The organism is Croceitalea sp. P059 (assembly GCF_031846365.1).
Lineage (GTDB): Bacteria > Bacteroidota > Bacteroidia > Flavobacteriales > Flavobacteriaceae > Croceitalea > Croceitalea vernalis.
On record NZ_JAVRHW010000003.1, the window covers coordinates 490,678 to 512,691 of the forward strand.

Below are 22,014 nucleotides of genomic sequence, written 5' to 3' on the forward strand. Positions count from 1 at the left end.
GTTAAAGCGCAAAAGTGTAATTTTGCGCTTTAATTTTTAATAGCTTTCTAGAATGCAGTTATCGGAACAAGAAATCGTACGTAGAGAAAAACTAACTAAGCTTCGTGAATTAGGTATTAACCCTTATCCTGCGGCTTTATTTCCTGTTGATGCTACATCAAAGAGTATCAAAGATGATTTTTCTGAAGGTAATCAAGTAGTAATCTCTGGAAGGTTAATGTCAAGAAGAATTCAGGGTAAAGCGTCTTTTGCTGAACTTCAAGATAGTGAGGGCAGAATTCAAGTTTATTTTAATCGAGATGAAATCTGCACTGGAGAAGACAAAGGCCTTTACAATGATGTCTATAAAAAATTACTGGATATTGGTGATATTATTGGTATAGAAGGAGAGCTTTTTACCACTCAAGTTGGTGAAAAAACCGTTATGGTGAAAAACTTTTCATTGCTTAGTAAAGCATTGAGGCCGTTACCACTTCCAAAAGTCGATGCCGATGGCAATTCGTATGATGAATTTAACGACCCCGAATTGCGTTATCGTCAACGTTACGTTGATTTAGTTGTAAATCCGAAGGTTAAAGAAACCTTTATCAAGCGTACAAAAATCACTAATAGTATTAGAGAGTTTTATAATGAAAAGGGGTACTTAGAAGTTGAAACACCTATTCTACAACCTATACCTGGAGGTGCAACTGCGCGACCTTTTTTAACGCATCACAACGCCTTAAATATTCCATTATACTTACGTATTGCAAACGAATTATACTTAAAAAGACTAATTGTTGGCGGGTTTGATGGAGTATATGAATTTTCTAAAGACTTTAGAAATGAAGGCATGGATCGTACTCATAATCCTGAGTTTACTGTAATGGAACTGTATGTTGCATATAAAGACTACAATTGGATGATGGATACTACTGAGCAATTATTAGAAAAAATTGCTTTAGATACCAATAGCAGTACAAAAATTACTGTCGGGGAAAACGAAATAGAATTCAAAGCTCCGTATGCCAGAGTACCTATTTTAGATGCTATAAAGACGCACACAGGTTTTGATGTTGCTGGAATGAACGAAGCTGAATTGCGTGAAGTTGCTCAAAAATTAGGATTAGAGGTTGATGACACCATGGGTATTGGTAAACTGATCGACGAAATATTTGGCGAAAAATGCGAGCACTTTTATGTGCAACCTACCTTTATTACCGACTACCCAAAAGAGATGAGTCCGTTAACCAAAGAACATAGAGAAAATCCGGCTCTTACGGAGCGTTTTGAGCTTATGGTTAATGGTAAAGAATTGGCTAATGCTTATTCTGAGCTTAATGACCCTATTGACCAACGTGAACGTTTTGAGGAGCAATTAAAACTTTCTGAAAAAGGTGATGACGAGGCAATGTTCATTGATCAAGACTTTTTAAGAGCTTTAGAATATGGAATGCCACCAACCTCTGGTATTGGCATTGGTATTGATCGTTTGGTGATGTTAATGACCAATAATTCATCAATTCAAGAAGTTTTATTCTTCCCTCAAATGAGACCTGAGAAAAAAGCAATTGAATTGACTGATGAGGAGAAAGTCATCATGGATTTGCTTAAAACTGTTGAAGAATTACCTTTAGTAGAATTAAAAAATAAAGCTGGTCTTAGCGGTAAAAAATGGGATAAAAGCACTAAAAATCTATCAAAGTTGGGGATATTCGTTGTTGAAAAACGCGATGACGGATTGTTTGCAAAAAAAGTTGGTTAAAATCTATTTTTTATTATTTCCAAAAAATAGCCTAGTTTAGAATCATCATGGAACTAAGCAAAAAACTAGGCCTGATTTTTGGGCCAATCGTATTTTTAATTCTAATCAATCTACCATTTCAACTAGTTTCTGCAGAGGGAGATAATGTCATTGCCGTTGCAGTTTGGATGCTTATTTGGTGGATTTCAGAAGCTGTCTCCATTTCTGTAACTGCTTTATTGCCACTTTTACTTTTTCCTTTACTAAAAATATTACCAATTGCAGAAGTTGGCGCTAATTATGGTAGCCCCATTGTGTTTCTTTTTTTTGGTGGATTTGTTATGGCTTTAGCCTTAGAAAAAGTAAACCTTCATAAGCGTATCGCTTTAAATATTATACGATTAACGGGTACTACTCCAAATAAAGTAGTTCTAGGTTTTATGATAGCTACTGCATCATTAAGTATGTGGATTAGCAATACCGCCAGTACTGTTGTTATGTTACCCATTGCATTATCAGTTATCAATCTATTGATTAATGATGAAGATGGATTTACTAAGAATGATAAAAATTTTGCGCTAAGTGTCATGCTTGGAATTGCTTTTTCAGCCAACGCTGGTGGAATTGCAACTGTAATAGGAACACCGCCAAATTCTGTTCTTATTGGTCTTTTAGAAAATGAATATAACATTCAAATTTCCTTTTTAAAATGGATGACCTTAGGTCTGCCATTTTCCATTGTAATGATTTCCATTTCCTATTTAGTATTGGTAAAATGGATGTTCCCAAATAGAGACTTGAAATTTAATGCTTCAAAAGAAGTGATTCAAGTAGAACTTGAAAAACTTGGCTCAACTTCAGGAAAAGAAAAAATGGTGTTAATAATTTTTGGTGTAACCGTTTTTTTATGGATTTTTAGAACCCTTATAAATAAAATTTTTCCTGATTTAGGGCTTTCTGATACCATGATTAGCATTTTTGCGGCTATCTCGTTATTTGCGATTCCTTATAATATAAAGAAAGGGGATTTTATTATTCATTGGAAAGATACCTCAAAACTGGCATGGGGAATTTTAATACTCTTTGGTGGTGGTTTGGCTTTGGCTAAAGGTATGTCTGTTAGCGGTATTGTAGATTTGGTTGCAAATGCCATTGCTAGTAGTGAAATAAGTATCTTATTAACAGCGTCATTACTTATTCTCTTGATGCTTTTTATGACAGAATTAATGAGTAATGTGGCATTGGTGGCAGTTTTAGCGCCTGTCGTTGCAGGCATAGCCATAGGCTTAGAAATTCCAATTCTTTATTTGTTGATTCCAGTAACGATGGCTAGTAGTTGTGCATTTATGCTCCCTATGGCAACACCTCCGAATGCAATAGTTTTTGCCAGTGGGTATGTAAAAGTACCTGAAATGGCTCGGGTTGGTATCATTCTCAATTTAATAGCAGTTGCATTACTAATTGTTGTATTTCAATTTGTAATACCATTATTATTCTAAATAAAAAAAGCCCCATTTTATGGAGCTTTTTAAAATATTATGGGATTAAAGCACTAATTTTCTTCCTCGTAATCTTCAAATTCTAATTTTGATAATCCTTCTTGAGATTGAGTAAAGTCAATAGGTAATACAGCACCATCTTTTAATTTGAAATCAGTCAATACTAATTGTTGTTCAGATAAGGTTCTCAAACCGTTCATATCTGAAAACTCATTGTTTGAAAGATATAGTTTTTTCAACTTCTTTAAATTTTCCATTCCAGATGGCATTGCACCATCCAAATCATTGTTAGCGAGAGCTAAAGTGTTTAGCTTTGACAGCTCGTTAATTGTTTCTGGTAAAGTACCCTCAAGCTTGTTATCACTAAGATTTAATTCTTGTAAACTTTGCAGTTTGTTTATCGTGTTTGGAATATTGCCTACCAATTCGTTTTTACCCAAATCAACAGCTTTTAAATTATCAAACTTTCTAAATAAACCTGGGATTTTACCTTTAATACTATTATTGGATAAATTCAGACTTTCTAAATATCTTAAATTACCAATGGTAATCGGAATTTTACCTTGAAGGTTGTTGTTAGATAAATCTAAACCAACAACTTTACCATTTTTAACTGTAACACCATGCCATGTAGAAATGGGTTTGCTCTCATCCCATTGATTGGTCCATTGATGACCTTTAGTTTTGGCTTTTAACTCTAATAAAGCAATAACTTCTCGTTGACTTACTTCATCTTGAGCAATAAGTAGGTTGGCACAGAATAAGACTAAAATTACTAGTAAGGTAGATAATCTTGATGTTTTCATAATCTATAATTTGATTTGGTCAAGCTACAACAACACTAAATTCAAAAATGTATCGACTAAATACAATAAAATGTGGTGTAACTGTTTAATTAGCTTCTCAAAGTAGGTAAAATTGAGGTTTGTATTCTACTATATTCCCATTTTTTCGATGAAATACTATCAAAAAAGCCTCGATTATTATCGAGGCTCTTAAAATATTGTATTCCTTTACTATAGAATGAATCGTTCTATTTACCGTACGGATTAAAATTTTCAGGCAAATAGTCTGTCGTATCAAAACCTAAATCGATAACATCGTTTTCTATAAAATTTAATGAATTAACTGACTCATTAGAATCGTAGGCATTAAATTCTTCCGGTAAATAATCAGCAGTATCAAAATCAAATGCTTCTTCTTGTTCTTGCTCTACAAAAACTATTGATTTGATATTAAATTTTTCAACTGGTGTCTTTTCTGCTTTAGCACTCAATAAAGGCAAGAAAAGCGCTCCGATAAAAGCAATTGCTATGTATTTTCTATATTTCATAATAATATATTTTCAATTTTTCTTCAAAGGTAAAACTGTTAAAATCTATTATTAGTATGCTTTTTACTTTCATTAACATACCCCTAAAATCTGTAAGAAAATTATTATCAATAAGGCTTTTGAATTACTGATAAATAATTAGTGTTAAGGGCTTAAATTTGCATTATTACCATTGTTTTTATTGTAATATTAACAAAAACACTTTATCGATTTTATTGTTATATTTCTGTTAAGAGCTTATAAAACATATCAAAATAAGAACCCCGACTAATTGCCGGGGTTCTTTCAACTAACTAACTCAAAAATTTTGATAAAATGAAAACATCCTACCTAGTTTGACCTTGCATACGGGTCAAAATTATTGGGAAGATACTTTACCGTATCAAAGCCCAAATTCATATCATCTTCTTCGATATAGTTTATCGAACTGATGGCTAAGGTTTCTGAATAAGCATCAAAACCCACTGGTAAATACTTTGAGGTGTCAAAACCTAATTCATACTCAAAATCATTTTCTAAAAACTCAATTGATTTTATATCAAGATAACTTGTATAAGGATTAAATTCTGCCGGTAGATATTCAGAAGTATTAAAACCAAGCTCCATATCTTCCTCTTCTATATAATTGATAGAATTTAAATCGAAATTATTTGCGTAAGCATCAAAATCTTCGGGTAAATAGTCTTCAGTTTCAAAACCAAGGTCTATCTCATTCTCTTCGTCTATATAGCTTATACTATTTAAGTCGACAAAACTCTCATAAGGATTAAAACCTTCAGGAAGGTAATCAGTAGTATCAAAACCTAAATCCAGAACTGATTCTTCTTCAACGAATTCTATTTCACTTAAACTTAATTCAACTGGCTCCTCAATATTAAATTTCATTATGTAAAGTGGAGCACTCTCTTTGTCTTCAGCATAAACATTTAATGCTGTAAAGTTGTTTTCAATGGTACGCGTGGCATTTAATTTAGCATTCACCGTACTTACTTGTTCATCTGCTATGGGTGAACTACTCATAAAGAAACACCCATAAATTAATAATAATTTGTTCATTTTTTGATTGATTTGATGATTGATGTAATATGCTTATAAGACTATCTAAAATTAAAATTGTTACAGGTTTTGAAGATTTTTAACAATTCTATCGATACTCTCAAGCTCAACTATACTGGGCAATACAAGCTGAAATATCAATAAAAGGCAAGGTTCCGAAAGGTTCAACTGTTTTAGAAATATTTTTCTTGTTAATATGATTTTAACACTATGTTAAAAGTATTTTTAAGTTCTTTGAAAACTTTGACTAAATCAAAATTGACCAAAATGGATATCAAATTTATTACGCGTGGACTGTTCCTTATTTTCTTATTAGGAACTTTTCAAACTTCAAATGCTCAGATTTTCAAGAAAAAGAAGAAAAAAGAAACTGAAAAGGCGGCTCCAAAACCAAAAAAGGGAGACATTCAACCTTATGACAAAGTGATTACAAAAGATGCCCAAACTGATGAAGGTCTATTTAAAGTGCATCAAGTTGAGAATAAACATTTCTACGAAATTCCTGATTCACTATTTAAACGTGAGATGCTAATGGTAACCAGAATTTCAAAAACTGCAACCGGTATCGGTTTTGGAGGCGGTAAAATCAACACACAAGTCTTACGTTGGGAGAAGAAACCCAAAAAAGTACTACTACGAGTAGTATCATATGGAAATGTTGCCGCAGATTCATTACCTATACACGAAGCTGTTGTCAACTCAAATTTTGAACCAGTTTTATTTGCTTTTGATATTAAGGCAATCAATAAAAAAGATTCTTTAAATCCTGCAACAGTTATTGAGGTTGACCCGCTATTTACTAAAGATGTTAATGCTTTGGGAATGCCTGATTTTTATAGAACAAGATATAAAGTAAGTAGGTTAGACGGAGAAAGAAGTTATATAGAAAACATCAAAAGTTACCCTTTAAATATTGAGGCTCGCCATGTAAAAACCTATGCAGCTAAAAGTGCGCCTAGCAATAGAAGTCTAGGTTCTATCTCCATAGAAATAAATAATTCTATGATTCTACTACCTAAAGAACCCATGAAGAGACGCTATTTCGATAGGCGTGTGGGATGGTTCGCTCGAGGTCAAGTAGATTACGGTCTTGATGCCCAAGAAAGCAAAAGGGTCACTTATCTAGACAGATGGCGCCTTGAGGTAAAAGATGGGGACATTGAAAAATTCAATTCTGGTGAACTCGTAGAGCCTAAAAAACAAATCGTCTATTATGTAGATAGAGCAACACCTAAAAAGTGGTTACCTTATATTAAACAAGGTATTGAAGATTGGCAAGTAGCTTTTGAAACGGCTGGTTTTAAAAACGCGATTATCGCAAAAGACCCACCAACGGTTGAGGAAGACCCAGAATGGTCACCTGAAGATGTACGTTATTCAGTAGTGCGTTATTTAGCATCTCCAATACCTAATGCAAATGGGCCTCACGTAAGTGATCCAAGAAGTGGTGAAATATTAGAATCTGACATCAATTGGTACCATAATGTTATGAGTTTATTGCGCAATTGGTACTTTGTGCAAACCGCTGCTATTAACCCTGAAGCTCAATCAACCGAATTTAAAGATGAAATTATGGGTCGTTTGATTCGCTTTGTGTCGTCTCATGAGGTAGGTCATACACTTGGATTACCGCATAATATGGGCAGTAGTGTAGCCTTTCCGGTTGATTCACTACGTTCAAAATCATTTACTCAAAAATTTGGCACAGCACCATCTATAATGGATTATGCACGTTTTAACTATGTAGCGCAACCAGGTGACGAAGGTGTTGCTTTAATGCCAGATATTGGTGTTTATGATAAGCATGCAATAAATTGGGGGTATCGGCCAATTTTAGATAAATCAGCAGAAGATGAAAAAGCTACTTTAAATAGTTGGATTTTGGAACATGCTGACGACCCAATGTATCGTTTTGGTCATCAACAAATTGGTGACATTCATGACCCAAGCTCTCAAACTGAAGATTTAGGGGATGATGCTATTAAAGCAAGTGAGTATGGTATAGCTAATCTTAAAAGAATAGTCCCCAAGCTCATGGATTGGACCACTGAAGATGGTGAAGATTATGATAATTTAGAAACGATGTATGGCCAAGTTGTTAATCAATTCAGACGTTATATGGGCCATGTAGCTAACAATATTGGTGGAGTTTATGAATATCATAAAACTGCAGATCAAGAAGGAGCAGTTTATACTCATGTTCCGGCGGATCATCAAAAAAATAGTTTGAAATTTTTACACGAGCAATTATTTGAAACTCCGGAATGGATGTTAGATAATAATATTTTCAATAAAGTACAATACTCTGGTTCTGTCGAACGAATTCGAGCTATGCAAGAACGAAGCTTGAATACTGTATTGCACCTAGGAAAAATGGCTCGTATGATTGAAAATGAAACCTTGAATGGTAGTGATGCCTATAAATTGGTTGATATGATGTCAGATTTAAGACGAGGAATATGGGCAGAAACTCGGTCTGGTAAAAAAATCGATACTTACAGACGTAATCTTCAAAAAGCTCATATTGATAGGTTGCATTATTTAATGACCGCTGAAAATTTAAAAAAACGACCCGCTTTCGGAGGTTATCAAAAATCGACGGTAGTTAATACAAGTCAATCCGACATTCGTTCTGTTGCTCGAGCGGAGCTCAATAACTTAAAGCGTGATGTTAGAAACGGTATTTCTAGAAATGGTGACACCATGAGCAAATATCACTTACAAGATGCATTAGAGCGTATTAATAACATTCTAGATCCAAAATAAAATAGTTAAAGCAAATTGCTTTCAGTATAAAAAAAGGGCAAACTAGTTGGTTTGCCCTTTTCTTAACCAACAGTTTTTACCATTCGTCTACACTTATCTTGTATTCGTATGTTTTTAAAACAATTGGGCTTTTTGATGTTATAGTTTAGCCTCAACAAATCTAACTATTATGAAAAATTTCAAAATCGAGAGTTTTATATATCTATGTTTTTTTATAGCAGCTGCAACCTTTTATCAGAGTACTTCAATTCAAAGTGAACTTGATAAAAATGTAGAGTCTATTGAAATTTCGAAAAATCAATTCGAAGATGCAATGGCTGATGCAAAGGACTTAGAAGTTGGTGATTTTAAATAATTGAGTCGTTAAAGGTTATTAGAACTCTGTTGTAAAGTAGCGAAAAGTATGAGAAATATCGTTTACCATGAAATTGTAGTGTTTTGATTATAGAAATCGCTATTTCACAACTATAATGATTCGTTTCACAACATATCAAAAATTCGTTTGCTTAGTTTTTGTAAATTAGGAATCCCAAATCCTACATTATGAAATCCTACAAAGTTAAAAGTCTCATTTATTTGAGTTGCTTTATCCTCGCGGCAGTTCTGTACAACCGATACGAAGAAAATACTTTTCAAAACCAATTTATTAGTTCCGAAACTGTAGATACTACTTTTGAAGACGATATTGAATTAGAAAATGATAAGGTTGAAGAAGAAGACGTTGAAATGCAATAGAGCATTTTAAATATTTCTTAACGTTACTTGTTAAATACTTCACAAACTTCATTGTGCTATTAAACCATGATCTCTAAAGCCTGTCTTATGAGTAAATCATAAAATTTAATATCATGAAAAAAGTAATCGTAGTAATAATGCTTTTAGCAGGTTTTACAGCCTTCGCCCAAAGAGGCGGTCATAAAGGGAAAAAGCAACAATTTGCAAAAGACCTTACGGTAGAGCAAATAGCGACGCTGAAAACTAAAAAAATGACGCTAGCATTAGATCTTTCTAAAACACAACAAAAACAAATCATGGATTTGACGATTGTTCGACTTGAAGAAAGAAAAGCAAAAATGGAAGAACGAAAAGAACAAAGTGAAACTTCAAAACCTGAAAAACCATCTTCAGAAGAACGTTTTGAGATGATAAACTCTCGTTTAGACAAACAATTGGCGCATCAAGAACAAATGAAACAGATTCTTAACAATGAACAATACCAGTTGTGGAAAGAAATTAGCATGAAAAAGCATGCTCAAGGCAAAAAAAGAATGCAGAAAGAGGGACGCAGAGGATAGTGTTTTTTGTTGATTTTAAAGCCCCCTGCTTTGTGTGGTTACAAAGTACCAAGGGGGCTTTATATTTTTCTACCCTGAATATGTTACTGTATTTCCTTCTACTTCGGTATAAGCCGCAGAAGCTAAGGTATCAATAAAACGATACGATGCTGTAGCAGCGCCCTGTGTGAACTCTGCAAGAACATAACCTCGTTGTTTAGCATCAAAATATTGAAGACCATCGATTAATAAAGTGAATGCCTGCTCAATACCGGCTATGGTCGCAGGGTCAGTCCCAAAAATGCCTTCAAAACCGGGGGATGTCACCGATGAACACGCAAATTCTTCACCCACTTTATTTCCATTGATGTCGGTCAAAATATTATGCCATGCATTATGGGTGTCGCCAGCAAAGACAACAGCGGACTTCCCATTTAAAATGCCATAGAGCTGTTCTCGCTCAACCGCATAACCATCCCAAGCATCTAGATTATAAGGAACTTGAGCTGCCAATCGCCCTAATTCTGCTTCTGTCAATGTTGGGTCTCCGGCCAAGGCACGTGCTTTTAGGGTAGATAAATCTACAATTGCTGTTTGCAAGGCGCTTAAAGTTTCTGGGGAGGTGTCACCAGCCGCTACTTGGCCAATTAAAATCAATAATTCTGCAGGAACCGTCATAGTTCCCATTAATACTTGCTGCCCCAGTACCTGCCATTTAGCGCTACTGCCGCCAACCGCATTAGCGGTCCAAGCCAATTGCTCTTGTCCCATCAATGCCCTGCTTGGGTCTCCTAAGGCGTCTGCAAAACCCGCAAAGTCAAAAGCGCCACCGGCACCAAAGAAATCGGTAAAGCTAAGTTGTTTGTCGCGACCTATGATACGCGTATCCAGCATAACCAAGTTCACTAAATTACCGTACTCAAAGTTTCTGTAAATGACCCCCAGCGTATCTGTACGAACTGGCAAATATTCACTGTGAACTTGAATGGCACGTTGCAAACGAGCCTCGTAATCTCCTTCGGATTCATCGTGATTTTCGGCACCTTCGTTATAAGCATCATTGGTTATCTCATGATCGTCCCAAACGACTACAAAAGGTTTTTTCTGATGCGCCAATTGCAAACCTTCATCGGTACGGTATTGACGATATCTTAATCGGTAATCTTCTAAAGACAAAATTTCAGTTGCTGGATCATGTTCTCTGCCCAAAACAGAAGTATTTTCATTTGTGCCATAACCGCCAACCTGATATTCATAGATATAATCTCCAAGATGAAGCACTAAATCAGCATCACTATTTGCAATAGCATCATAGACATTAAAAAGTCCCGCTGGATAATTGCTGCAAGAACAGACTGCTACTTTTAGATTATCAACCGGAACACCTGCCTCAGGAAGCGTAATAGTTTCACCTATCATTGAGGTTACGGCTAGATCTTCTTGCATAAAGCGATAGTAGTATTTTCCATTTGAATTCAAACCGGTAACATCTTGTACAATCGTAAAGTCATTTTCTAAATTGGCGTACTGCATCCCCTCTTTAACGATATTTTGAAAATCAATATCCGTTGCCATTTGCCAATTAATTCGAATTGCCTGTTGCACCTCATCGGCCGTTGGGGTAAATCGTGTCCATATAATAACAGCATTCGCTATTGGGTCAAAACTACCCACCCCATGTAAAAACCTAGGTATAACATCATTATCATTTCCACCTCCTAAAAAATCATCTAATTTTTCACAGGCCGTGAGTTGAGAGGCTAAAATTACCCCGCCCGAAGCTAATATCGATTTTGCCAAAAAGGCTCTTCTTGATTGTACTTTTCTTTCCATTTTTATGTGTTCTCTAGTTTCTTCTAAAAATATGTAACGGAAATAGCTTCTGGGTTAGTAGAATATTACTAGAAAATTAAGCTTGTTCTAGTTTTCTTTAGTTTATGTTAAGTAATCAGAATTATCTTTAGTTAAACTCATCTAGTTCTTTAACAAAAGATGTTACTCCTTAAAGTTATTTAGAAGTACAAAAAGTTCTCATTTAACTGTTAAATTATGATACGTTAATAAGGAAGACTCTAAAATTAAATTAACGAGACAAAACCACTTTGTCAAATATATTTTTCCGAAGTCTAACCATCATATTTTTAGGTTTCCAGAATTAAGTTGGATATAAAAAAAGAATTTAATGTTGAAGGTTTTAGTACCGAAAATTTGTCCCTTGATATGAAAAATTATTGATATTAATAATGTCTCTTGTCATAGCTTTATGAAAGTTACTCATTAAAAAAAACACAAACAAGACAAAAAATTAGTTCTTCAGTAGTTTTAAAAAAAACGGTAATTGAAATATTTACATCAGACTAACATTAAAATTTGCACTATCAATTTTGACCGTTCTTGACTTGCTAATATACTATAACTATTTTTGCTACTATAAAAATGATAGTATATATAAAATATAAGAACCTATGAAAGCAATCCTATTAGAACAAGCAGGTGGAGTTGAGAATCTTTTAATTAAAGAGGTAGAAAAACCTACCATAAAAGACCATGAAGTTTTAATTTCAACCAAGGCCATTAGTGTTAACCCAGTGGATTTTAAGGTAAGACGTAATCCAGCAGTAATTGATATGATAATGGGTAAAGAACGTCCTGTTGTAATAGGCTGGGATATTGCGGGCACCATAACTAAAGTCGGAGATAAGGTTTCTAAATTTAAAATTGGGGATAAGGTCTTCGGAATGGTCAATTTTGTTGGTCGAGGTAATGCATATGCAGAATACGTGGCAGCACCAGAAAATCACTTGGCAAAAATACCTGATGGAGTTTCTTTTGAAGATGCTGCCGCTACAACTTTAGCCGCGCTTACAGCACTACAAGTGCTTCAACCAAGAGTTAAAGAAGGTGATAAAGTATTAATACATGCTGGTTCTGGTGGTGTCGGACATTTTGCCATTCAGATTGCAAAATCTTTGGGAGCATATGTTATTACTACAAGTTCATTAAAAAATAAAGATTTCGTATTGTCTTTGGGCGCAGATGAGTTTATAGACTATCGTTCTCAAAAGTTTGAAGAACTCTTAACTGACATGGATTTTGTGTTTGATATGTTCAACGGAGATATCCTTTTAAATTCCCTGAAAGTAGTAAAAGAAGGCGGTAGCATTATTTCTTTACCAACTCCAGATTTTTCAGAAGAGATTCTAGCAATAGCCAAAGAACGTCATGTCGACTTGCAATTTCTTATGGTACAATCAAGTGAAAAAGGTATGAAAACGCTAGCCGAGCTACTAGACAAAGGCACCATAAAACCGCATATTTCAAGTACCTTCCCCTTAGAAAATATGGGCGATGCACACTTACAATTAGAAAGCGGAAGAACGGTTGGCAAGGTTATAGTCACGGTGTAAATTACTAAGATCATGAAAAAGAACATTTTAATCACAGGTAGTACCGATGGTATTGGAAAATTAACCGCTTTAAAATTGGCCAAAGAGGGACATTCTCTCTTCTTACATGGTCGTGACCCTAAAAAGCTTGAAGCCACCATCATTGAAATAAGAAAAGAAGCTAATACCAAAACTATTTTTGGTTCCGTTGCCGACTTTTCAGACTTGCAAAGTGTTTGTAAAATGGCAAAACGAACAGCTCTTGAACTTCCTAAATTAGATGTCCTTATTAATAACGCCGGAGTTTTTAAAAGTTCTCAGTTAGTAAATTCTAATGGAATAGATTTAAGGCTTGTAGTGAATTACTTAGCACCATATCTTTTTACACAAGGACTTTTACCTGTTCTTAAAAAGGCCACAGCCCCACGTATTATCAATTTAAGTTCCGCAGCCCAAGCATCAGTTTCATTAGAAGCGTTAAAAGGAAGCAAAACTATTGGTGTCCAAGAGGGTTATGCACAAAGTAAATTAGCACTAACTATGTGGAGTTTCGATTTGGCCCAAAAAGAAAAAGATGTCACCATTATTGCCGTCAACCCAGGATCATTATTGAATACCAAAATGGTTAAAGAAGCATATGGCAACCATTGGTCTTCAGCGGATAAAGGGGCTTCGCTCCTATATGACTTGGCTATTTTATCAGAATTTGAAGAAAAAACAGGCTTGTATTTTGACAATGACAAGGGTGACCCTAGAGGTACTTTTGGTGAAGCCCATGCTGACGCCTATAATGAAATTAAAATTGGGCAACTTATTAGCGCTACCGAAGAACTTTTGACAAGATTAATTACATAAAATGAACGTCTTCAAACAAGTAGCTCGAAAAGGAAAACTCACTTTAGGTCTTGTCTTTCCGATAGAGGCTTATCAAGGTTCTATTGCCAAAATGGAGCATCAAGAGCAATTGGCTAAACGGGCTGAAGAATTAGGTTTTAAAGCACTTTGGTTCAGAGATGTACCTTTTCATGACCCTACTTTCGGCGATGCTGGCCAGCTGTATGACCCATGGATCTATATGACTCATATCATGAATCAAACAGAGAAAATTGCTTTAGCCACAGGAAGTATTATTTTACCATTACGACACCCTGTACATACAGCAAAATCATTGGCGAGTTTGCAAGTACTTTCTAAAGGAAGAGTACTTATGGGTGTTGCCTCAGGTGACCGCCCCAATGAATATCCAGCGTTTCAAAAAAACCTCAACCAAAAAAGCCAACTGTTCCGTGATAGTTTTGGGTATGTAAAAGCATTACAAGCTGATTTTCCCAGATATTACTCACCAGACTTTGGAGAATTAAATGGATCAATAGATTTAGTTCCCAAGTATGAATCTCAAACACCACTTTTTATTACCGGCCATTCTGGTCAAAGTTTAGATTGGATAGCTGAACATGCTGATGGCTGGTTATATTACCCTCGGGATTTGAATTTTTTACAACAAAGCATGCAAAACTGGCAAGATAGTTTAGAGAAGACCAAACAGCCTTGGAAACCTTACATGCAATCACTCTATATAGATTTAATTAAAGATACAAAGGCAATGCCGAAACCTATTCACTTAGGTTTTCAAACAGGGATGGACTATTTACAATCGTTTGTGAAAAACCTTGAGAACCATGGAGTAAATCATGTGATTTTAAATTTAAAATACAGCACTAGACCTGCAGGTGAAGTCGTAGAAGAACTAGGAGAACTTTTAGTACCACATTTCGCTTAATTTGTCCTTCAAAAATCTTTCTTTAGATTTCTTGACTAACTTTAAAGTAGAATTATTTTGAAATGAAAAAGAGAAAAATGGCAGCGACACTATTCATTAGTATAGCCTTGGTTCTTAGTACGCTTTTTTACTTGAGATTAATTTACTAGAAACATTTAGCGGGTACTTCAATTAAGTTTACTACAATCAATTTGAGCCATTGGCCATAAGTATAGAATTGCTGATTGCGGGCTATTATTTATTTAAAAAACACCTTAAAACCAATTTTGCCTTAGCAGTTTTTGCCTTTACGGCCCTTTTAGATTCATTATTTAGTTCAACTGGGCTTTTTACAAGTTTACTACCCCTTAATGCAACCATAATACTTGTTGGCTGCGCTTTAGTTTCGTTTTGGCTGTCTTTCAGTCATACCTTTGCGCTTGGGCGTATTTCTATGGTTGGGGCTTTTGGTAGTTTTATTTTAGGCACCACGGTAGAATTGTTTTTTAATTTATGGACTGTTTAATCCAATAATCGATGAACTGTGAAAAAACTATAACTCCTCTGCTACAATTTGGCTAAACTTCAAAAGAAAACTTGCGGCACTGATTCATATCAATATCGTTTAATAACTAATAATAGATTTAACTTAAACCAATATATTAACTTAGAGGTATGAACCTCAACCAAATCACTGTTCCATCATTAGATGTTCTTAAATCGATAGCATTTTATAAAACTTTGGGTTTAGAACTTATCGTAGAGGCATTACCCCATTATGCACGTTTTGTTTGCCCTGAGGGTAATACCACTTTTTCGATTCACTTGGTTGACAAACTGATTAAAGGTCAAGGCATTTATGTATATTTTGAATGTGAGAACCTAGATGAAAGGGTTTCAGATTTACAGAAAAATGGTATTGCCTTTGATGAACTGCCAAGTGATAGGTCATGGTTATGGAGAGAAGCTAGATTAAAAGACCCAGATGGCAACCTATTAATTTTATATTTTGCCGGGGAAAATAGGCTAAATCCTCCATGGCGCATATAACAACGCAACATACATTGAAATCAAAAAAAAAAATTTTAGTTATCATTGTGCTTGCACAATTCTGTTGCACTACATTATGGTTCGCGAGTAACGGCGTTTTAGAAGAACTCATAACTAATTTTAATTTAAACACCAACACGCTCGGTAACTTAACCTCTGCAGTACAATTTGGTTTCATATCTGGCACCTTAGTATTTGCTTTATTGACTATTACAGATCGATTTTCTCCGTCAAAAGTATTTTTAATGAGCGCTATTCTAGGGGCAATCTTTAATGGGAGTATGCTTTGGCCAGGGAACACACTACTGACATTAATTGCTTTCCGATTTTTGACAGGGTTTTTCTTAGCAGGTATTTACCCAGTTGGAATGAAAATCGCAGCTGACTATTTTGACAAAGGTTTAGGTAAGTCATTAGGTTTTTTAGTAGGTGCTTTAGTACTTGGAACCGCATTTCCACATTTATTAAAAGGAATAACAACATACTTTTCATGGCAATCAGTAATTATAACAACTTCTGTTTTAGCCATTTTAGGTGGAATACTATTGGCTATTTTGGTGCCTAATGGGCCTTTTAGAAAGAAAAGTCAGCAACCAGATTTAGGCGCCTTCTTTAAAGTATTTCAAAACCCAAATTTTAGAGCTGCCGCTTTGGGGTATTTTGGGCACATGTGGGAGTTATATGTTTTTTGGGCTTTTGTACCCATAATGCTAGGCACTTACCAGAGCTTAAACCAATCATCCTTAAATATTCCATTGCTTTCATTCGGTATAATAGCCATTGGAGGAATCGCATGTGTTTTAAGTGGTCATATTTCACAAAAGATTGGAGTAAAAAAAACGGCAAGTACCGCTTTATTTCTTTCAGGATGCTGTTGTCTAGCAGCACCATTGTTTTTTACTCTTACTACCACAAGCCTTTTTGTAGGTTTTCTGTTTTTTTGGGGAATGGTAGTCATTGCCGATTCTCCACTATTTTCAACCTTAGTTGCGCAAAATGCCACACCAGAGTTAAAAGGAACTGCCTTAACAATCGTAAACTGTATTGGATTCACCATTACCATTATAAGCATTCAGCTCATGGTTTATTTACAACTAAATTACGCTAGTAATTGGATTTATACGTCACTAGCAGTCGGGCCAATCTTTGGGCTCATCGCATTAACTAGTTCTAAAAAAACAAATAGATAATTCTTATATCTTTAGCATTGTCTAACCAACCCAATATGAAAAATCCTTTAGGAAAGCTGTTAGTTCTCGGCAGTATAATTGAAATACTAATTTTTGTTTGTGCCTATCTAATGCAACCTTCATTAGAAGAAACCTTCCGGCATGCGGCCCGATATTCCGGACGTTTGTCTTTCGGAGTATTTTTAGTGACTTTTTACCTTTTCACTTTTAGCCACCCAAAACCAATTAATGAAAATAAAAGACTACGTTATTGGCTTATACTTTTTGCAGTAGTTCATTTAATTCATTTTGGGTTTTTAGCTACAAATGTGGTTTTAAATAAAATACCAATTGTACCTATTAAACTAACTGGTGGTGCTTTAGCTTATCTAATGATAGTTTGTGCTCCATTAGTCTTGCATAAACTTAAATTAGGTTGGCAATTGGTCTATTTTAATTATGTGAGTATTGTAATGATAATTACCTATGTTGCAAGGGCCAAAGGTGATTTTGAGGGCGCTCAACCTTTTTGGTTTCATTATTTGGCATTGATTACACTTGTATTTTGCTGTCTTTTATTTGGATGGAAAATATGGAAAGCAACCAAAAATTAAAAAATACTCCTTACTGCTTCAATAGTTTTTGCTAAGTCAGCATAGCTAATAGCATCATTTAAAAAATAGCTTTCAAAAGCAGAAGGTGGTAAATAAATACCTTTGTCTAGCATTCCATGAAAATACTTTTTAAAGGACTCATTATTCCCCTTTGCTGACGAAGCAAAGTCAATTACCGGTTCATCACAAAAATGCACACTTATCATGCTCCCAAATCTGTTGATTTGGTGAGTAACCCCCTTTTCATTTAAAACCTCAGCGATACCCTCATGCAAGAATTTCGTTTTATTTGCCAAACTAGTAAAGGTTTCAGGTTTATTATTTAATTCTGTTAGCATAGCCAAACCTGCACTCATCGCTAATGGATTTCCACTTAAAGTACCTGCTTGATAAACAGGTCCATCAGGGGCTAAATAGCTCATTATTTCATCGCGTGCTGCAAAAGCACCTACAGGTAAACCTCCACCTATGACTTTGCCGAACATTACAATATCAGCATCAATACCCAAAGCTTCTTGAGCACCACCTTTGCCTAATCGAAAACCAGTCATTACCTCATCAAAAAGCAATAAAATGCCTTCCTGCGTACAAAGTTCTCGAAGTCCTTTTATAAAGGTATCAGTTGGAATAATACAGCCCATATTTCCTGCAACAGGCTCTATAATAATGGCGGCTATTTCTCCTTTATTGGCCTTTACCAAGGTTTTAACTCCTTGCAAATCGTTATAATTAGCAAGCAGTGTGTCTTTCGCAGTACCCTTAGTAACTCCTGGACTATTAGGACTACCAAAGGTTACTGCACCACTACCCGCTTGTATCAAAAAAGAATCGGAATGGCCATGATAACATCCAGCAAATTTTATGATTTTATCTTTACCTGTATAACCACGAGCTAGTCGAACAGCACTCATACAAGCCTCAGTACCAGAATTCACAAAACGAATCTTATCAATATTAGGCACCATACTAACTGCCAGTTTAGCCAGCTCAGTTTCTATAGCTGTTGGAATACCAAAAGAAGTGCCTTTCTTAGCTTTTTCTATTACCGCATTCAAAACTGGTTCATGTGCATGTCCTAAAATTAGTGGACCCCAAGACGCGATAAAATCTATATACTGATTATCATCTTCATCATATAGATAAGCACCTTTAGCCTCTTTAATAAAAATAGGATCTCCACCGACCGCTTTAAAAGCCCTAACCGGCGAATTAACACCACCAGGAATGTATTTTTTTGCCTCAGAAAATAGTGCACTACTACGTTGATATCGCATGAAAAATCTTTACTTAGAAGTTATCCTTCTTAGGTTAATTACTTGACCTACAGAAATGGTGTTATTTTTTAAACTATTGAAGCGCTTTATCTCATCGACCGGAACTCCATATTGTTTTGAAATGCCATAAAGGGTATCACCCTTTCTGACCTGATGGGTAAAGACATCGTACTTTTTTGTTTTACGTATAGTTTCAAAACCACCCTTTACAACTTCATCATCAAATTCATCAAGATTAAAGCGTTCGATGAGAGCTATTAATTTTTGAGGATATTTTTTATCCGTTGCATAACCAGCTTGTCGCAATCCAAACGCCCATTTTTTATAGTCATCTCTTCTATAATTGAATAAGAAACGATATCTAGAACGAGAGGCCAAAAATATACTGTGGTCTCTAAACGAAAACATAGGATGGTTATACTTGCGAAAGCATTCTCCTTTGGCGTCATCATCGTGGAAATCAAATTCGCCTTGCCATCCGGTATGACATTTTATTCCAAAATGGTTATTCGTTTTTTGTGTTAATTCTCCTTTGCCAGAACCACTTTCTAAAATACCTTGCGCTAATGTTATACTTGCAGGTATACCAAAAGCACGCATTTCATACTGCGCAATTTTTGAAAACTCATTTATATATTCTGTAGTAGATGCAATCGGAAACTTTTTAAAATATCCTGGATCTGCGGGTAAAGGGTATAATTCTGACTTATTGAATTTGGTATCATTAATGCCTGTGTTAGGCTTGTAAACTCCAACTTTATCAGTGGTATTAACTTTTTTGGCTGCTGTGGTTCTTTTCTTTGTGCCACAAGCAACTAGGATGGCACTAATAAAAATAATTAGCAGAAAATGCTTCTTCATAGGTCTAACAACGGTAAATTCTTTTTTTTCAGTATACTATTCATTCCAATTATGCCTTGTAAACCTCCAGTATGAATAGCCAAAACTTTTGTTCCCGGAAGAAAATAATCTTTAGTAATTCTATCAAAAAGCCCATAAAACATTTTGCCTGTATAGATTGGATCTAGGATTATTCCTGTTTCAGATCTAAAATCATTCATAAAACAAACCAGGCTTTTATCAACCTTAGCATAGCCACCAAAATGATAATCAGAAATTAGTTCCCAATTTTCATTTTGTGCAAATTTACGAATATCGTCCTTTAAAAAATCGCCCTGAAGAGCAGGAAACCCTAAAATTCTTTGATTACTATTACTTGAATTGATTAGCCCGGCAATTGTACCCCCTGTGCCCACGCAGCAACTTATAAAATTGAATTCCTTATCATTTTCTGTCAATATTTCTTCGCATCCTTTAATAGCCAGAGAATTTGTACCACCTTCGGGTATCACAAAAAAAGAACCAAATTTTAATCGTAGTCGGTTTAAAAACGACTCTGATTCTTTTAATTGATAAGATTGTCTATTTGTAAAATGAAAAGTCATTCCATTTTTATTGGCTTGAAATAATGTGGGATTGTCAAGCCATTTTTCTTTAAGCTCTTCTCCTCTTATAACACCTATGGTTTTGAAACCATGAATTTTTCCAGCGTAAGCGGTAGCTGCAATATGGTTCGAGTAAGCGCCCCCAAAAGTCAAAAGGGTTTTGAAATTCTGTCTTTTGGCTTCAAGCAGGTTATACTTCAGTTTTCGATATTTATTACCTGAAATCAGCGGATGTATAGCATCTTCTCTCTTAACTGAAAGTGAAATACCTTTTTCTTGGAGGAGCGGTAAGTTTATTTGTTGATTGAGAACTTGCAAAAATTATTTTCTAAAAATATAGCGTATAAAACTATATAATTTTCGACTTTTAGTGTAATCCAAATCATCTTCATTAGCATAAGCTTCGCGTTCAAAAGAAATATTTTGATAAGCTCGATAGCTATTTAAATATAGGATTGTTCTCAACAACCATTCTAAAAAGTACCATAAGTAAAAAGGAATAACCAACAACTCTAGTTGTTGTTTCAGATGAATACGTTCGTGGTTGATAAGAACGGCATCGTCTTTATAATTATCTTCTTTGACAATTATAAAAGGCCATATGGTAAGACCCACATAATTCTTTCGAAAAAAATGTTTAAATACTACGACCATCTTTGACAACTTTGAGGTTGTTTTGAATAGTGGGGCTCACAAATATAATTTTTTAACAGTGCTAAGAACGGAAACAAAGGAATTTTCTTACCCTTTTACTGTCAAAAACCTAAATAACTCGTTAAATCGTTCTAAAACGATACTAGTTTCATAGGCTAAATAGCTAATTTTGAAAGTATTGAAAAATGATAAATGAAGAAAATATTACCCTTAGAAGATGGTGACTTTTACCTTTCACCGGAAGGATATAAGGTGTTTACTGAAAAATATCATTTAAAGAGGGGCTTCTGCTGCGAAAGTGGTTGCAGACATTGCCCTTATGGATATAACCAAAAAACGAATTCTACTAGTTAAATATAGCTTTTCGGCATAGTATTTGATGTCTTTAAAGAGCATAAAGTTCTGGTTTAACTCAAAATAAAATTGTTATGAAAAAATGGAAATTATTTGTTTTACCCTTAATAGCGCTGGTGTTTTTAAGTTCATGTGTTTCGGTTCGTGTATTAGCTGATTATGATAAAGAGGCTAATTTTAATACCTACAAGACATATGCCTTTTACAAAACCGGAATTGACAAAGCTCAAATTTCAGATTTAGATAAAAAACGCATATTAAGAGCAATTGACGCTGAAATGACTTCACGTGGTTTTTCAAAATCGCAAGATCCAGATTTACTAGTTAGCATATTTACCAAGGAACGTGAGCAAGTTGACGTATACAACAACAACTTTGGTTGGGGCGGTTACGGTTGGGGACCTGGTTGGGGTTGGGGCTGGGGCCCTGGATTTGGTTGGGGCGGTAATTTTGGCCCTAATGTTTCAACTAGAACCGAAGGATCACTTTTCATTGACCTTATTGACAATAAGAATAAAGAATTGGTTTGGCAAGGTCGTGGTGTTGGCACTTTGAATAACACAAAGAATATTGAAAAGAAGGAAGAAAGAATCAAAGAATTTGTTTCTCAAATATTAGAAGCTTATCCACCTTCTATAGTCGCAAGATAATTTCAAGC

23 protein-coding genes are annotated in these 22,014 nt (G+C 35.0%); 15 read left to right on the plus strand and 8 right to left on the minus strand.

The genetic code is table 11. From position 1 onward, the window contains the following. The first annotated feature begins 52 nt into the window (after nt 1-52). Complete coding sequence (gene lysS / locus RM542_RS12410; RefSeq protein ID WP_311386058.1) at nt 53-1,744, plus strand: lysine--tRNA ligase; 1,692 nt, start codon at nt 53-55, stop codon at nt 1,742-1,744. 47 nt (nt 1,745-1,791) lie between these two features. Next, on the plus strand, nt 1,792-3,222 hold the full coding sequence (locus RM542_RS12415) for a DASS family sodium-coupled anion symporter (protein ID WP_311386059.1): 1,431 nt from the start codon (nt 1,792-1,794) through the stop codon (nt 3,220-3,222). A 53-nt stretch (nt 3,223-3,275) separates the two neighbouring features. Here RM542_RS12415 and RM542_RS12420 read toward each other — a convergent pair whose 3' ends face one another. From RM542_RS12420 to RM542_RS12430, 3 genes are all read right to left on the minus strand, one after another. After that, nucleotides 3,276-4,028 carry a Two component regulator three Y domain protein gene (locus tag RM542_RS12420; RefSeq protein WP_311386060.1) on the minus strand — a complete coding sequence of 251 codons (753 nt, stop codon included), beginning with the start codon at nt 4,026-4,028 and terminating at the stop codon, nt 3,276-3,278. A 227-nt stretch (nt 4,029-4,255) separates the two neighbouring features. Beyond that, nucleotides 4,256-4,555 (minus strand): hypothetical protein, encoded by a 300-nt coding sequence (locus RM542_RS12425; RefSeq protein WP_311386061.1) that lies wholly within the window; start codon nt 4,553-4,555, stop codon nt 4,256-4,258. A gap of 330 nt (nt 4,556-4,885) precedes the next feature. Continuing rightward, entirely contained in the window at nt 4,886-5,611 is a 726-nt protein-coding gene (locus RM542_RS12430) for a hypothetical protein (protein WP_311386062.1), read from the minus strand. Nucleotides 5,612-5,878: 267 nt separating this feature from the next. Between RM542_RS12430 and RM542_RS12435 the strand changes: the two genes are divergently transcribed. From RM542_RS12435 to RM542_RS12450, 4 genes are all read left to right on the plus strand, one after another. Beyond that, nucleotides 5,879-8,377 (plus strand): zinc-dependent metalloprotease, encoded by a 2,499-nt coding sequence (locus RM542_RS12435; protein WP_311386063.1) that lies wholly within the window; start codon nt 5,879-5,881, stop codon nt 8,375-8,377. 169 nt (nt 8,378-8,546) lie between these two features. Beyond that, a complete protein-coding gene (locus RM542_RS12440; protein ID WP_311386064.1) occupies nt 8,547-8,732 on the plus strand; it encodes a hypothetical protein in 186 nt (61 codons plus the stop codon). A 188-nt stretch (nt 8,733-8,920) separates the two neighbouring features. Beyond that, nucleotides 8,921-9,112 carry a hypothetical protein gene (locus RM542_RS12445; protein ID WP_311386065.1) on the plus strand — a complete coding sequence of 64 codons (192 nt, stop codon included), beginning with the start codon at nt 8,921-8,923 and terminating at the stop codon, nt 9,110-9,112. Between the two features lie 113 nt (nt 9,113-9,225). Continuing rightward, the gene (locus RM542_RS12450) at nt 9,226-9,672 is read left to right on the plus strand and encodes a hypothetical protein (protein ID WP_311386066.1); all 447 of its coding nucleotides are present in this window, start codon (nt 9,226-9,228) and stop codon (nt 9,670-9,672) included. A gap of 69 nt (nt 9,673-9,741) precedes the next feature. Here the strand turns inward: RM542_RS12450 and RM542_RS12455 are convergent, their stop codons facing one another. Beyond that, complete coding sequence (locus RM542_RS12455; RefSeq protein WP_311386067.1) at nt 9,742-11,484, minus strand: alkaline phosphatase D family protein; 1,743 nt, start codon at nt 11,482-11,484, stop codon at nt 9,742-9,744. A 632-nt stretch (nt 11,485-12,116) separates the two neighbouring features. On the opposite strand from RM542_RS12455, the gene RM542_RS12460 reads away from it, so the two are divergent. From RM542_RS12460 to RM542_RS12490, 7 genes are all read left to right on the plus strand, one after another. Then, nucleotides 12,117-13,058, plus strand: coding sequence for an NADP-dependent oxidoreductase (locus RM542_RS12460; protein ID WP_311386068.1), 942 nt, complete (start codon nt 12,117-12,119; stop codon nt 13,056-13,058). Between the two features lie 12 nt (nt 13,059-13,070). Continuing rightward, nucleotides 13,071-13,892: an SDR family NAD(P)-dependent oxidoreductase gene (locus RM542_RS12465; protein WP_311386069.1), complete on the plus strand. Its 822-nt coding sequence runs from the start codon at nt 13,071-13,073 to the stop codon at nt 13,890-13,892. 1 nt (nt 13,893) lies between these two features. Next, the gene (locus RM542_RS12470; RefSeq protein WP_311386070.1) at nt 13,894-14,817 is read left to right on the plus strand and encodes an LLM class oxidoreductase; all 924 of its coding nucleotides are present in this window, start codon (nt 13,894-13,896) and stop codon (nt 14,815-14,817) included. 199 nt (nt 14,818-15,016) lie between these two features. After that, complete coding sequence (locus tag RM542_RS12475) at nt 15,017-15,322, plus strand: hypothetical protein (protein WP_311386071.1); 306 nt, start codon at nt 15,017-15,019, stop codon at nt 15,320-15,322. Between the two features lie 149 nt (nt 15,323-15,471). Beyond that, on the plus strand, nt 15,472-15,846 hold the full coding sequence (locus RM542_RS12480) for a VOC family protein (protein ID WP_311386072.1): 375 nt from the start codon (nt 15,472-15,474) through the stop codon (nt 15,844-15,846). 14 nt (nt 15,847-15,860) lie between these two features. Beyond that, nucleotides 15,861-17,036: an MFS transporter gene (locus tag RM542_RS12485; protein ID WP_311386107.1), complete on the plus strand. Its 1,176-nt coding sequence runs from the start codon at nt 15,861-15,863 to the stop codon at nt 17,034-17,036. Nucleotides 17,037-17,071: 35 nt separating this feature from the next. Beyond that, on the plus strand, nt 17,072-17,629 hold the full coding sequence (locus RM542_RS12490) for a hypothetical protein (protein ID WP_311386073.1): 558 nt from the start codon (nt 17,072-17,074) through the stop codon (nt 17,627-17,629). Here RM542_RS12490 and hemL read toward each other — a convergent pair. Genes hemL through RM542_RS12510 form a run of 4 tightly spaced genes read right to left on the minus strand, consistent with a single transcriptional unit; the run spans nt 17,626 to nt 21,002 of the window. Further along, on the minus strand, nt 17,626-18,903 hold the full coding sequence (gene hemL / locus RM542_RS12495; RefSeq protein WP_311386074.1) for a glutamate-1-semialdehyde 2,1-aminomutase: 1,278 nt from the start codon (nt 18,901-18,903) through the stop codon (nt 17,626-17,628). The two genes, RM542_RS12490 and hemL, sit on opposite strands and share 4 nt — an antisense overlap. A 9-nt stretch (nt 18,904-18,912) precedes the next feature. Further along, the gene (locus RM542_RS12500; protein ID WP_311386075.1) at nt 18,913-19,764 is read right to left on the minus strand and encodes a glucosaminidase domain-containing protein; all 852 of its coding nucleotides are present in this window, start codon (nt 19,762-19,764) and stop codon (nt 18,913-18,915) included. After that, nucleotides 19,761-20,666 (minus strand): pyridoxal-phosphate dependent enzyme, encoded by a 906-nt coding sequence (locus RM542_RS12505; RefSeq protein WP_311386076.1) that lies wholly within the window; start codon nt 20,664-20,666, stop codon nt 19,761-19,763. The genes RM542_RS12500 and RM542_RS12505 overlap by 4 nt, the downstream gene beginning before the upstream one ends. 3 nt (nt 20,667-20,669) lie before the next feature. Continuing rightward, entirely contained in the window at nt 20,670-21,002 is a 333-nt protein-coding gene (locus tag RM542_RS12510) for a hypothetical protein (protein ID WP_311386077.1), read from the minus strand. A 192-nt stretch (nt 21,003-21,194) separates the two neighbouring features. Between RM542_RS12510 and RM542_RS12515 the strand changes: the two genes are divergently transcribed. Then, nucleotides 21,195-21,356, plus strand: coding sequence for a DUF5522 domain-containing protein (locus tag RM542_RS12515; protein WP_311386078.1), 162 nt, complete (start codon nt 21,195-21,197; stop codon nt 21,354-21,356). 74 nt (nt 21,357-21,430) lie between these two features. After that, complete coding sequence (locus RM542_RS12520) at nt 21,431-22,006, plus strand: DUF4136 domain-containing protein (RefSeq protein ID WP_311386079.1); 576 nt, start codon at nt 21,431-21,433, stop codon at nt 22,004-22,006. The last annotated feature ends 8 nt before the right edge of the window (nt 22,007-22,014 follow it).

What these genes read in the sequence shown, in the direction of transcription:
- RM542_RS12435 (WP_311386063.1), top strand. Translation starts at nt 5,879, where the DNA reads ATGGATATCAAATTTATTACGCGTGGACTGTTCCTTATTTTCTTATTA.
- RM542_RS12515 (WP_311386078.1), top strand. Translation starts at nt 21,195, where the DNA reads ATGAAGAAAATATTACCCTTAGAAGATGGTGACTTTTACCTTTCACCG.
- RM542_RS12455 (WP_311386067.1), bottom strand. Translation starts at nt 11,484, where the DNA reads ATGGAAAGAAAAGTACAATCAAGAAGAGCCTTTTTGGCAAAATCGATA.
- lysS (WP_311386058.1), top strand. Translation starts at nt 53, where the DNA reads ATGCAGTTATCGGAACAAGAAATCGTACGTAGAGAAAAACTAACTAAG.
- RM542_RS12420 (WP_311386060.1), bottom strand. Translation starts at nt 4,028, where the DNA reads ATGAAAACATCAAGATTATCTACCTTACTAGTAATTTTAGTCTTATTC.
- RM542_RS12480 (WP_311386072.1), top strand. Translation starts at nt 15,472, where the DNA reads ATGAACCTCAACCAAATCACTGTTCCATCATTAGATGTTCTTAAATCG.
- RM542_RS12450 (WP_311386066.1), top strand. Translation starts at nt 9,226, where the DNA reads ATGAAAAAAGTAATCGTAGTAATAATGCTTTTAGCAGGTTTTACAGCC.
- RM542_RS12500 (WP_311386075.1), bottom strand. Translation starts at nt 19,764, where the DNA reads ATGAAGAAGCATTTTCTGCTAATTATTTTTATTAGTGCCATCCTAGTT.
- RM542_RS12460 (WP_311386068.1), top strand. Translation starts at nt 12,117, where the DNA reads ATGAAAGCAATCCTATTAGAACAAGCAGGTGGAGTTGAGAATCTTTTA.
- RM542_RS12465 (WP_311386069.1), top strand. Translation starts at nt 13,071, where the DNA reads ATGAAAAAGAACATTTTAATCACAGGTAGTACCGATGGTATTGGAAAA.
- RM542_RS12490 (WP_311386073.1), top strand. Translation starts at nt 17,072, where the DNA reads ATGAAAAATCCTTTAGGAAAGCTGTTAGTTCTCGGCAGTATAATTGAA.
- hemL (WP_311386074.1), bottom strand. Translation starts at nt 18,903, where the DNA reads ATGCGATATCAACGTAGTAGTGCACTATTTTCTGAGGCAAAAAAATAC.
- RM542_RS12520 (WP_311386079.1), top strand. Translation starts at nt 21,431, where the DNA reads ATGAAAAAATGGAAATTATTTGTTTTACCCTTAATAGCGCTGGTGTTT.
- RM542_RS12510 (WP_311386077.1), bottom strand. Translation starts at nt 21,002, where the DNA reads ATGGTCGTAGTATTTAAACATTTTTTTCGAAAGAATTATGTGGGTCTT.
- RM542_RS12425 (WP_311386061.1), bottom strand. Translation starts at nt 4,555, where the DNA reads ATGAAATATAGAAAATACATAGCAATTGCTTTTATCGGAGCGCTTTTC.
- RM542_RS12440 (WP_311386064.1), top strand. Translation starts at nt 8,547, where the DNA reads ATGAAAAATTTCAAAATCGAGAGTTTTATATATCTATGTTTTTTTATA.
- RM542_RS12445 (WP_311386065.1), top strand. Translation starts at nt 8,921, where the DNA reads ATGAAATCCTACAAAGTTAAAAGTCTCATTTATTTGAGTTGCTTTATC.
- RM542_RS12415 (WP_311386059.1), top strand. Translation starts at nt 1,792, where the DNA reads ATGGAACTAAGCAAAAAACTAGGCCTGATTTTTGGGCCAATCGTATTT.
- RM542_RS12470 (WP_311386070.1), top strand. Translation starts at nt 13,894, where the DNA reads ATGAACGTCTTCAAACAAGTAGCTCGAAAAGGAAAACTCACTTTAGGT.
- RM542_RS12430 (WP_311386062.1), bottom strand. Translation starts at nt 5,611, where the DNA reads ATGAACAAATTATTATTAATTTATGGGTGTTTCTTTATGAGTAGTTCA.